At 39.2% G+C, this 12062-nt stretch carries 11 protein-coding genes; 8 read left to right on the plus strand and 3 right to left on the minus strand.

All coding sequences use genetic code 11. From position 1 onward, the window contains the following. Positions 1-54 precede the first annotated feature (54 nt). Entirely contained in the window at positions 55-1131 is a 1077-nt protein-coding gene (locus ACFQ19_RS07435) for a C45 family autoproteolytic acyltransferase/hydolase (protein WP_379591444.1), read from the minus strand. 379 nt (positions 1132-1510) lie between these two features. Here ACFQ19_RS07435 and ACFQ19_RS07440 point away from each other — a divergent pair, with 379 nt between their 5' ends. The 8 genes from ACFQ19_RS07440 (at position 1511) to ACFQ19_RS07475 (ending at position 9212) form a co-directional block, all read left to right on the plus strand. Beyond that, on the plus strand, positions 1511-3295 hold the full coding sequence (locus ACFQ19_RS07440) for a collagen-like protein (RefSeq protein WP_379591445.1): 1785 nt from the start codon (positions 1511-1513) through the stop codon (positions 3293-3295). A 273-nt stretch (positions 3296-3568) separates the two neighbouring features. Next, entirely contained in the window at positions 3569-3868 is a 300-nt protein-coding gene (locus tag ACFQ19_RS07445; protein ID WP_379591446.1) for a hypothetical protein, read from the plus strand. 183 nt (positions 3869-4051) lie between these two features. Further along, positions 4052-4477, plus strand: a complete 426-nt coding sequence (locus tag ACFQ19_RS07450) for a hypothetical protein (RefSeq protein ID WP_379591447.1) — start codon at positions 4052-4054, stop codon at positions 4475-4477. 17 nt (positions 4478-4494) lie between these two features. Continuing rightward, positions 4495-4989 (plus strand): hypothetical protein, encoded by a 495-nt coding sequence (locus tag ACFQ19_RS07455; RefSeq protein WP_379591448.1) that lies wholly within the window; start codon positions 4495-4497, stop codon positions 4987-4989. Between the two features lie 31 nt (positions 4990-5020). Then, entirely contained in the window at positions 5021-6046 is a 1026-nt protein-coding gene (locus ACFQ19_RS07460) for a glycosyltransferase (protein ID WP_379591449.1), read from the plus strand. A gap of 10 nt (positions 6047-6056) precedes the next feature. Further along, on the plus strand, positions 6057-7145 hold the full coding sequence (locus ACFQ19_RS07465; protein WP_379591450.1) for a polysaccharide pyruvyl transferase family protein: 1089 nt from the start codon (positions 6057-6059) through the stop codon (positions 7143-7145). A gap of 15 nt (positions 7146-7160) precedes the next feature. Beyond that, positions 7161-8096: a glycosyltransferase gene (locus ACFQ19_RS07470; RefSeq protein WP_379591451.1), complete on the plus strand. Its 936-nt coding sequence runs from the start codon at positions 7161-7163 to the stop codon at positions 8094-8096. Positions 8097-8324: 228 nt separating this feature from the next. Next, complete coding sequence (locus ACFQ19_RS07475) at positions 8325-9212, plus strand: glycosyltransferase family protein (protein WP_379591452.1); 888 nt, start codon at positions 8325-8327, stop codon at positions 9210-9212. A gap of 77 nt (positions 9213-9289) precedes the next feature. Here ACFQ19_RS07475 and ACFQ19_RS07480 read toward each other — a convergent pair whose 3' ends face one another. Further along, positions 9290-10342 carry a polysaccharide pyruvyl transferase family protein gene (locus ACFQ19_RS07480; RefSeq protein ID WP_379591453.1) on the minus strand — a complete coding sequence of 351 codons (1053 nt, stop codon included), beginning with the start codon at positions 10340-10342 and terminating at the stop codon, positions 9290-9292. A gap of 86 nt (positions 10343-10428) precedes the next feature. Next, positions 10429-11499, minus strand: a complete 1071-nt coding sequence (locus ACFQ19_RS07485) for a glycosyltransferase (protein ID WP_379591476.1) — start codon at positions 11497-11499, stop codon at positions 10429-10431. Between the last annotated feature and the right edge of the window lie 563 nt (positions 11500-12062).

The following is a 12062-nucleotide window of genomic DNA, read 5'->3' on the forward strand; positions in this document are numbered from 1 at the left end:
GATGTTATGGCTAACATGACGTCCCTTCTTATTTTATTTATTCGACAAAATTGCTTACTTTTTAGATTTTTCTTTAAACCAATCCGCCTTTTCCATATGTACAAATGGGATAGCTGTGTCTATCATCCCTGTCATTTCAGAAATGGGAAAATCATTCCCTTTCAGCCATGAAGCAAAATCAAATGTTACAGGCTGCTGATCGCCGCCAAGAGCAAGCCATGCTTCTAATGTGGATGGAAAATATGCAGAAGTATGTATCGTCCCTGCCCATTGTCCGTATAGCTTAGAAAACACGCCATTCTCTGTACCATTTAACAGCTGAAAGGCCTCTTCTTTATTTAGTAAATTTGAAGAATGGTTTTCCATCATGTCTAAACGTCTTTCCGAATCCTTCAAATAATTGCGGTTTTCCTCTTTCATTACTTGAAAATGATTGGTACATGCAGTTCCTTTTCTGACCTCGACATTTCTCGGCGAAGCTTCTACAATCGTTGCTTCCGTATGATTTTTATCAAATAATACATAACTAAATGAACCACGATGCGGGATTTGCTTTAGCAACGAAACGGCTTCTTCTATATTGGCACATGTTTCTAAAACAATTCTGCCAATCATATGGCAGACAAAACCATCTCTGGGCCGTTTGCGATGCATAAAAGTATACCCCATTGTCAAACCATGTTCGTTCATTCCGTCACATCTTCCCGTTACTTTCTGCGTAACACCAATCACTGCATAGCCTGAATCTGCAGGTTGAAACACCGAAAAAATGCCATCATACGTTTTAGGATGATAATCATAATTACGAATTAAATAATCCTTGCCTGTTAAAATGGAGCATCCGGAACGGTTCAATTTAACCCGATATCCTCCAAATTCAAGCAAAACTCTTTTCATTGGCCACTCAAGCGCTTCTGCAAAGCCTTCTAATTCTTCCCAAATTGCCGGTGCGATTTCTTGAAAAATTCTTTTTGTTTCTTGGATATCAATCGAAAATAAAGGCGTTCTTACCTTCCATTGATTTTCACGATTCTTCAATAAGATATGATGTTTTAATAACATACCTTGATGATAGCCAAATGCATAATGCGTTCCACGAAATTGAACAACACTAGATGTTATTTTCTTCAAATGAATTCCTCCCTGTGCAGCAACTGTTCTTAAACTGTCATCCATACACCTGATTACGATATATGTTAAGTGTACAAAGAATCAGCGAGAAAGAAAATGATTCTGCTTATTTTCTTCTTATCTTATACCAAAGTAATTTTGTCTGATTAAACACATCGCTTCTATGGCTTCATAATTATTAATATCTTCATATTTCTTCTCCACATAATTTCATATATTTTTTAATGGACCTATTTTCACTGAATACAAAATTAATAGTAATGTGTCTACACCGACTTTATACCGAAGAATATATTAGTTGAGAACACTGCATTTGTAGATATTTTTTACGCAGATGCTTTTATTTGAAATATCTATTTTTAATGAAAGGAGAATCATAATGTCCCAACCAAATATCCCAAACTTTACACCCAATATAACTTTAACAAGGGATGATGCAATTAATTTGCTATTAGCCTCCATTGCTATGGAGGAATTAGGGCTTTCACATATTATTAATGCGGAGGGCGAAAAAATACAATATGCTTTAGGTACCCTTCCCGGCCTGACAACACCAGCAACATTACCTGAAATATTGGAAGTAAATGAAGCAGTTCAAGATATGCTTGCGACAGCTATGAAAAAAGAATTATTATTGGATAATAAATTAAAGCAAGTAACTAGTATTATTCCTGATGGGGACTTGGGGCCAACGGGGCCTACTGGGCCAACCGGACCTACTGGGGCCACTGGTGCTACTGGACCAACAGGGCCTACTGGCGCAGATGGCGCTACCGGACCAACGGGACCTACTGGCGCGGACGGTGTTACCGGACCAACGGGGGCTACTGGCGCGGATGGTGCTACTGGACCAATCGGGCCTACTGGCGCAGACGGTGCTACCGGACCAACTGGGCCTACTGGTGCAATTGGTGCTACCGGACCAACGGGGGCTACTGGCGCGGATGGCGCTACCGGGCCAACGGGGGCTACTGGCGCGGATGGTGCTACCGGACCAATCGGACCTACTGGCGCGGACGGTGCTACCGGACCAACTGGGCCTACTGGTGCAATTGGTGCTACCGGACCAATCGGACCTACTGGCGCAGATGGCACTACCGGGCCAACGGGGGCTACTGGCGCAGACGGTGCTACCGGACCAATCGGGCCTACTGGCGCGGATGGTGCTACTGGACCAACAGGGCCTACCGGTGCAGATGGCGCTACCGGACCAATCGGACCTACTGGTGCAGATGGCGCTACCGGACCAATCGGACCTACTGGTGCAGATGGCGCTACCGGACCAATCGGGCCTACTGGTGCAGATGGTGCGACTGGACCAATCGGACCTACTGGCGCGGACGGTGCGACTGGACCAATCGGACCTACTGGCGCGGACGGTGCGACTGGACCGACAGGACCTACTGGCGCGGATGGTGCTACTGGACCAACAGGGCCTACTGGCGCGGATGGTGCTACTGGACCAACAGGGCCTACTGGCGCGGACGGTGCTACCGGACCAATCGGGCCTACTGGCGCAGATGGTGCTACCGGACCAATCGGACCTACTGGCGCGGACGGTGCTACCGGACCAATCGGGCCTACTGGCGCAGACGGTGCTACCGGACCAACTGGGCCTACCGGTGCAATTGGTGCTACCGGACCAACAGGGGCCACTGGTGCTACTGGACCAGCATTTGCAGAAAACGGATTTTCTGCTACTCAAGCAACACAGACTGTAACGGGATCAGAACAAATAGTCAGTTGGTCTACGATAACACCTGGTTCTTACGCTAGCCCTAACTTTGCCGCTTTAGATGGAATTTACACAGCTCCTGAAACAGGCCGTTATTCCATCAGTGCAACAATAAACTATCAAACAACTGCTGCTCTTACCATTAACCTTGGAGCGGGGGTAAACCCGGCATTTGCGGTTCAACGAATTACGCCAAACCCTGCAACATTGGTAACTGGCTTATTCCCTGTATTGAACGTAAATATTGCCCTGCTTCTGACTTTAAGAGCTGTATTAGGTAACGGAACAGTAACGCTTGCTAGAGAAGTGGAACTTACTGCCGGCGATCAGATTGGTCTATTTTATATAGCTGATGGGTTAACCATTGGCATAGATTTAGGCGGTGGCGATCAGCAAGGCATCTATTGGTCTATCAATCAGATTGCATAATCTATCTAATCTGGAGTGTATATGCACTCCAGATTTCTTATTACATAGCGCATTTGAAATCCCAGAAATTTAATCATGCACTAGAGCATCAACTATTTCCGAGGAAGCAAACACCCTATATCTAAAAATATACTCTTCTCACCATATCTTTCTAACTTTTATTCATTACACAAAACCATAGACCATTACCCATTTATGGAACGACCTAAATGATACAGTCATACGATAATTGTATGGAAATAGATATATGTCTAAAAATGAGGAGGAACCGTTTTGTCGCAATCAAATATTCCAAACATTACACCTGAAATATCCATTGATCGGGATGATGTGATTAATTTATTATTAGCTTCTGTTGCATTGGAAGAACTTGGTCTTGCACACATCATTAATGCAGAAGGAGAAAAAATTCAATACGCCTTAGGCACTTTAAGCACTTCCCCTGAATCAATGCTGGAATTAAATGATTTGATTGATATCAATGAAAGTGTCCAATCAACATTAGACACTGTATTAAAAAAAGAACTATTACTGCAAACGAAATTAAAAAATATATTGGAAATCATTGAATAAAGAGTTTACATCCTTTCTTTTAAAGAAAGCTATGTAGCAAGTATTTTTTGTAAACTTTTTATATTTAATGGAAACAACATTCCGCAGCTGTATTTCTTTTAATAGAAACCTATACAGGAATCATCGTTTAGGTTACGATTCCCTGTTTATTTAAATAAATGAATTTAACAGGAGGAAGTTCTTATGTCAATGCCAAATATTCCAAATATCACCCCAATCGTTTCACTAAAACGATGTGAAACGATTGATTTACTATTATCTTCTATTGCTTTAGAAGAAATAGGATTATCGCATATTTTGAATGCTGAGGGAGAAAAGCTTCAAGCGTTCTTAAAAGACCCGCATCATTGTTTACAAGATTATTTAAAAATGAACGACAGTGTCAATAAAACATTGCGTACAATAGTTAAATCGCAAATGCTTCTCCAATTCAAACTGGAAGATGTTGCTGACCTGGATCCAGGATGTGACTGTAGATGCAAAGATAAAAAACCGAAACCCAAACACCGGGGCTGCAAGAACAATTTCTATGAAGAATTAGGTTACTATCCTTCAACGGATTGTGACTGCGACCATTGCAGAGAAAACAAACCTTGCTCTGATAAATAAAAAAAGGGAGGCAGAGCATGATGAATGATGATTCTACAATAAAAGAAAAATGGGATGAATGGGAACCAAACTATATCACTTATACACACATTTTTTTATATTTTCTTACGGACTATTTTTATGAGTATTTTTTTTATGATAAAAAAGTATCTATGACAGAGGAGGAACAAATGGAAAAAAAACTTCTGGTTTCCCTTTCCTCTCTCGAAAAACTTCATTATCATTTTTTCCACCAAAAAGAATTATTTAAAGAACTTGATTATTATCCCGATGAATGTATGCTTGCGTTCCAAGACAGTGCAACGGAGTATTTGAAAGAGGATATTCGTGAGCAAATACTTGAATTAAAGACCCAAATCCAACAACATTCCTTTTCTCTAGATATGTATAAAAAGCACTGTTTAGAAAATTTAAATCTACTATTAAGCTATTACCCGAGAATTACAATTATCAATAATACTTCTCCTCAGCGTCCTTGGCTATCTCATCAAGTGCGTGAAGAAACTTTCTGAGAATCAATTAAATAAATCAGGAGGAAATCAAGTGGAATCAAGACCGGCGATTACCTTATGCATGATTGTCAAAAACGAGGAAGCCTTCCTCAAGAAATGTTTATCGAGTGTACAGAACTTCGCAGATGAAATTATTATCGTTGATACAGGTTCTACGGATGGATCCATCCGTATCGCAGAAAAATTTAATGCGAAAATCTACCATTATAAATGGGATGACCATTTTGCAAAAGCAAGAAATGAAGGGATAACAAAAGCTGCGAATGAATGGATTTTATGGCTCGATGCAGATGAATGTTTAGATATACAACATCCCGAAACCTTTAAGAAAGCATTGGCGAATAGAAAGGCAAATATACTTTCGTTGCCAATAACAAATTTCACTGGGAACCATTTACATTCGGATGACCTTACATCCTACATCCATTACCAGCCCCGGCTATTTCGCAACCATCAAGGGATTCATTTTATCCATCGTATCCACGAAACGTTGGACGCAGAGCCGGAGAAAATGACAACGGATATACTAGACCTCCCTATTCTTCATTACGGTTATATTCACGAAGTTACCGAAAAGAAAGATAAATCATCCCGCAATAAACGCTTGCTGGAATTAGAAGCTGCCAAAGAAACCCACAGTCCGTGGGTAACGTATCACCTCGCCAGTGAGTATTATCGCGACAAAGCATATAAGCAGGCATTTGATTATGTTAATCAATCAATTTATATGTTTTTATTAGAAGGACGAAAACCACCTTCGATTCTATACAAACTGAAGTATGACATATTGGTTCAAACCAATAGTATCGATCAGGCATTACCCGGTATTGAAAAAGCACTTTTGCTATACCCAGATTACGTTGATTTACATTTTTATAAAGGGCTTATTCTTTTTCAACAAGCTGATTATCAAGCTGCCTTGGCATGTTTTGAAACATGTCTAGATCTAAGGGAAAATCATCCAGACTATTTAATTTTACAAGGGGTCGGAAGCTTTCGCGCTGCACATTATAAGAACTTATGTATCGAGAAATTAAATACTTTAGATAAGAATTAGGAGGCAGAAAATGAAACATGTTTTGTATATTGGCTGGATTGGCTACAATAATTTAGGCGATGAATTAATGTTTGAATGCTTTAAAGAACAATTTTATCAACTTGGCAATGATTATAAGCTTGATTTGGTAAACAATGAAAAGCGTTATCTCGACAACGCCCCGCTTCAAGCTTATGATCTAATCGTGCTTGGCGGCGGGTCTATTTTAAGCGGAGCCGATCATCCGATTCAAAATTATATTATTGAAACTTTATATCAAGCCTTGCAATTAAATAAAAAAATAATGATTTGGGGATCCGGAATTGATTGGGTACCTAAGTCATATTTGACCGATAACTCAAACATCGACTTTCTTACAAACCAAACAAAGTTATTTCGTGAAAAGTTAAATACTGTCTTTCATGAAAGCGTCTGGACCGGCGTCAGAGGCCCTTTAACCAAACAACTCCTTAACCAGGCAGGAGTTAAAAAAGAAGTTGTCATCAGCGGAGATCCCGCATTTTTACTGCCAGATAAAACAGATAAAGAACAACTTGCATCTCCGTTTCATCAGGATGATAAAGTGATTGGAGTAAACTGGGGTACATCTTTTCATAATATCTACGGCAGAAATGAAATCTCATTGGAAAACCAATTTGCAGAAGCTTTAAATCAGTTGATTGCCAAAGATTATAAAATTTACTTTTATGTCATGTGGCATGCTGATGTAGAACATACCAAACGATTAGCTGCTAAACTACATGATGATGCCTCTTGGCATATAGATAATACCGTTTACCCTGCAGAACCTTTCATGTCTTTACTGAAACATTTTGATTTCACCATTAATTTTAAATTACACGCCAATTACCTGTCCCTTGCTGCCGGCGTTCCTTTTATTGCTTTAGGCTACCGCTTCAAAATATTTGATTTTGTCCGATCTGTCCATTTAGAGGAATTCGCTATCGCAACAGATGATACAAACCTAGTTCCTCAGATCATTTCATTAGAGAAAAAAATAACAAATAACCGTTCTGAGATCATGAAAACCATGGATAAACAACGACAGGCTTATCGTTCAAAACTGATAGAGCCATTTGAGCAAGGCTTATATATTTAAGAGGATGCGGTGATAATGAAAAAATTAAAACTATTATTTATGACACGTGACGATCAATCCTATACAGTTCCTGCATCATATTACTTTATCCAGGAACTTCAAAAAACAACGGATTTATATGTATCTCATCAATCTGGAGAGATTGAGAAGATTCTTGATTCTATCCCTTTCAAACCGGATTTTATCTATTTTAATGATTATCTGGAAAATGGTTCTCCAGTTATAACGGGTCTGAAAAATTTACGTGTTCCTTTTGCAGTCGGCTTACACGATTTACACTTTCATAAGCCTTTAAGAAAAGCCATGATTGAAAAAGAAAATATCCAGCATGTGTTCACTTTTTATCGTGATAAATTCAAGCAGTGGTACCCTGAGTTCACCTCACGCATGCACTGGCTTCCACACCATGCCCATGAAGATATCTATCAAGACTACCAATTGAAAAAAGACAAAAATATATTATTAACAGGCTCCGTTTTAGAAGATTTTTACCCACTCCGTGCAATCATGCAAATGCGGCTGAAAAATAGATTTGATTTTATTCACTATCCACATCCAGGCTATCGTAAGGTAAAGGCAGATGAAAAAAATGTCTTTGTCGGGAAAGAATATGCGAAAGAATTGAATCGTTCCAAAATTGTGCTGACCTGCGATTCCGTATTCAAATATCCTTTAATGAAATATTTCGAAATTACCGCCTGCAATGCTTTGCTGCTAGCCAGTTATTCAAAAGAATTAGGTGATTTAGGTTTTATTCCCGGTGTGAATTTTGTTGCTATCGATGAGCTCTGTTTTGAAGAAAAAATTGATTATTACTTGAATCACGAAGCGGAACGAAAACAAATTGCCCACAACGGAATGATGTTGACAAAAGAAAACCATACAACCAAAAAACGTGCCGAAGCGTTTTTAAAAGAGATAACCTCTATTTTAAAGCAAACCTCCGCCTGACAACAATCCACATATAATCTTGAAGGATAAATACGAAGAGCAAAGAACTCTCAAGTTTATCCTGCATTACTGATTTACAGACAAGCTCCCAATTTCATCCGCTCCCAGCTTAATTCTGCCTTCCTCCCTCAAAAACAGGATAAGCATACATCCCCTTTTTTCCAATCAAACATATCTTAATAAAGCAACAGCAATCTTTATGCTATACAAAAGGCAGGTTGAATAATTATGGAGCAGAAAAAACTGTTAATGTGTTACGGAAAAACATCCTTCACTCCCGGACGATACTTGGAGGATGCTTTTCGAAATATCGGGGTAAAGGTGGATGTATATACATCATTTATCGACTTTTCCAACATTGCACTTGATGAATATGTCGCTGTTTTATTTGTTGAAAGTCCTTCTGTACCCGCAGTGAGTGTAAAGCAGATAGACCGTGTAAACATCCCAAAGTTTTTTTGGATTCATCATGGAGAGAACCGGCTGAATACTAATAAAAGTTTAGTCCGTCGTTATCAGCCGGACCTTATTTTAATGGCCCATTCGTTACATTTAGCAAACCATTTTTCTGTCCCGGTCAAATTCTTTCCATTTGCAATGGCAACAGATATTTTTAATGATGTTACACCGCTTCAAGACAGACCCATGGATATTACGTCCGTCGGTACATTAGACCCTGTCTTATACCAAAAACGAATACGAGCTATTAAAAAAATAAAAGAGAGATTTCATAAAACGTATCGATTATCCTTCCATAAACGAGTTTTCTTACATGATTTAGCGAAAACATACGGTCAATCGAAGCTCGTCATCAACCATGCAGCAGATACCATAAAAAGCTTGAATATGCGTATTTTTGAAGGGATTGGCTGCGGATCGTTGCTGCTCACAGATACAGTGCCTAAACTGGATATACTGCTTGAAGACGGAAAACATCTGGTTCTCTTTGATTCGCATTCAGACCTTCTGGAAAAAGTCGACTATTATTTAACGCATGTTCATGAAGCACAAAAAATTGCTTCTTCCGGCTATCAGCACCTTTTGGCATATCATACCTACGAGCAACGTGCCCAAGCCCTATTAAACTGGGCGGAAGAAGGAATACATCCATCATGAGAATCTATCTTTTTTCCAGTCATAAATCAAACTGCCGGTTCACTTATGACGCAAGTGAACCGGCAGTTTTTATGTTTCTATAATCCATCTTCAGTAAATATTTTTTCGATTTGCGGACTGTATATTTGTTGCTTTACCCAATAGTCTTTCCTTATCTTATCTGCTTCTTGCATGGTTTCATCTGCCAACTTCATTAGTTTTGTATTTATTTGTTCCTCACTCGTTGACAGAACCAGGTGCTCCAAACCCAAGGATGAAAATAGATCAAACACTTTAAATCGATAACCTAAAGCTACAGCGGGCACTCCTGCTGATAAAGAGAGTAAATTAGGGTGAAGTTTAAAATTGACCGTTAACGAACAGATGGAGAGTTTCTTCATTAATTCCTGCTCTGTATATAATTTCTTTTCAAACAACACTTTTTCCGGTTTATCGATTAATTTATATAACCACTGGCATGCTGGAAAATCCTCACTCCATACTGCGTAAATAAAAACCTTATACCCTTCCGATACCCATTGCTTTGCCGCTTCAGCCAACTGTTTTTCTACATCCTTCTCTTTATTACCGTATAAATTGTTCATCGTTGTTCCCCAATTGATTCCGATACACTTTTCTTTTTGAACAGCAGCTTTATTCCATTCTAATAATAACCCAGGATCTCCGATAATCGGCACACCTGACACTCCGGTTAACGTTTCCAAGACTTTTTTCGTATAAGGTCCTCTGACCCCAATAAAATCAGCCTGCATCAGTACTTCACGCAGCTGTGCTATCTCTTCTCCCTTAAAACGTTGGATAACAGGCATCTTTTCCCCTTCCTGCATTGCGTACAGTGCAGATTCCGGAATACGGTCAATACCGCTTCCCCAAATACAGACTTTCTTTTTCATTTTTATTGCGCGATATAAAAGCTGGATGTAGGTTGGTGCAATTAAAGAGCCCCCTCCTAGAACAATCGTATCATAACGTTCTAAGTGCTGGATATTCACACCGGGCAGAGAAGGTACAATCGTTATTTGACCGGACCCAAGATACTTATCTGCCCGGTCACGAAATAGATTCCATAACAAATCGTCCCCCAGATTTCGATAACCGATCCAGCCAATGTATAAAATCGTTTTATTCATAGTGTACACGCCTTTGTTTAAATTTCACACCACCCATTTCATATATTTTCTTTTTTTGCATTCTAAGTTTTTGAATATTTTCTCTTTCAGCTGTTCTTTTCCTTATATTCTTTAAAGAACCTTTCATTATATTTCACCTGGCTGTCATGCGGCCGGTAGTATTTTGCCTTTTGATTATGCGCTTCAGCCAATTCCATTTCTCCTGCCTGCCAATAACAGACACAAAGCTGAAGATGCGGATACCATGTTGCATAGCTTTGCTGCTGAAATCCCTGATGATCATCTGTTTCGATTTCTGTTGCCAAACGATACCAGATAATAGCTTTTCGGAATAAATTCCTTCCCTTATATAAATCTCCAATCCGGCAGGAAACCTCAGGTCTTGGAACATCATAGGAAATAGAAAGCACCAGTGCCTCAATTTCTTTTTCCGGATTCCCCAACATCCGGTAACATGCAGCCATATTGATACAAGCACGAATTTCATCTTCCACCCAGCCTTTTCTGGTGGCTAAAAATTCCCGATAATAAATAATCGCCTTCTGATAAAAACTGTGATCCTTTAATTCATTTGCATAATAAAATAAATCTCTGGGGCTAAATGCTTCTCCCCTCTCTAATCTTTTTTCATAAATTTTTAAGTTACGGTCGTTTGCGCTATTTGGATTGGATTTATCTCTCTTACGATGCGTTACGGCAATATCGGATGAGATAATATTTCCATAAACCTCTAAATATTCATGAACCGGACCGATCCATTTGAAGTTCCGATCCCGTTTTACCAGGCGATTTCTTCGATAGCTGAAAGTTGGATTGCCACATTCATCAAAAGCAATATGATACAGCATTGAAACAGCATCCACCGATTCATCCAGGTCTTCTTTCAGCTTTTTAAATTTTTTCTGATCTGCTTTTTGCAACACATCATCTGCATCCAGCCATAGAATATAAGAGGAAGTCGCTTGTTTGAAAGCAAAATTTCGCGCAGCCGAAAAGTCATCAATCCATTTAAAATCCATTACTTTATCTGTATACTCCCCAGCAATTTGCTTCGTTTTATCCGTTGACCCTGTATCGACAATGATGATTTCATCACAGATGTCCTTAACACTATCCAAACATTGCCGCAGTACTTCTTCTTCATTTTTCACAATCATGCAAAGACTTATTTTCACTACATTCACACCACCAATACACAAGATATAATAATATATGTAATGGAAGGGTTATCGGAAACAAGAAATGGAAAAATGGTTGTATGAACCTTTTTGGTTAACTATATAGCTTGAAATTAATATTTTACCTTCTGACGCTCGCTATGGAAAAACACTACGCTAGTTACTGTGCTTAATCCCAAGACGTATTACTTTATTTTCAAGCACAAAATACAGTGTTATTAATTCAATTTATATAGGTAACTCAACTTTTGCACCTTAAAAAGAAACTTTATTTCCATAGAAACAGGAGTTGGTCGTTCCTTTGATAACTTCCTTGCCAAAGAATAGAAGATGAAGTGTGATACACCGCTGCGGCGAACCGTTTTGCTTTCCTAGGGGCACGCTCTTCAGCTAACTTTTGCCAAGAAGAGCGCTTGGCAAAAGTGGATCTTCAGAGGGTGCTGATCCCTCAGGAGTCAAAACGGTCCGCCTTCGCTAGTTGGGTATTCTATATGTAAAAAAGCTGAACAAATAAAAGGTAGTTCAGTCAGAAAAAATTTTTC

Source organism: Oceanobacillus locisalsi, from assembly GCF_042675985.1.
Lineage (GTDB): Bacteria > Bacillota > Bacilli > Bacillales > Amphibacillaceae > Oceanobacillus > Oceanobacillus locisalsi.

What these genes read in the sequence shown, in the direction of transcription:
- ACFQ19_RS07465 (WP_379591450.1), top strand. Translation starts at nt 6,057, where the DNA reads ATGAAACATGTTTTGTATATTGGCTGGATTGGCTACAATAATTTAGGC.
- ACFQ19_RS07470 (WP_379591451.1), top strand. Translation starts at nt 7,161, where the DNA reads ATGAAAAAATTAAAACTATTATTTATGACACGTGACGATCAATCCTAT.
- ACFQ19_RS07450 (WP_379591447.1), top strand. Translation starts at nt 4,052, where the DNA reads ATGTCAATGCCAAATATTCCAAATATCACCCCAATCGTTTCACTAAAA.
- ACFQ19_RS07440 (WP_379591445.1), top strand. Translation starts at nt 1,511, where the DNA reads ATGTCCCAACCAAATATCCCAAACTTTACACCCAATATAACTTTAACA.
- ACFQ19_RS07480 (WP_379591453.1), bottom strand. Translation starts at nt 10,342, where the DNA reads ATGAATAAAACGATTTTATACATTGGCTGGATCGGTTATCGAAATCTG.
- ACFQ19_RS07475 (WP_379591452.1), top strand. Translation starts at nt 8,325, where the DNA reads ATGGAGCAGAAAAAACTGTTAATGTGTTACGGAAAAACATCCTTCACT.
- ACFQ19_RS07485 (WP_379591476.1), bottom strand. Translation starts at nt 11,499, where the DNA reads ATGATTGTGAAAAATGAAGAAGAAGTACTGCGGCAATGTTTGGATAGT.
- ACFQ19_RS07455 (WP_379591448.1), top strand. Translation starts at nt 4,495, where the DNA reads ATGATGAATGATGATTCTACAATAAAAGAAAAATGGGATGAATGGGAA.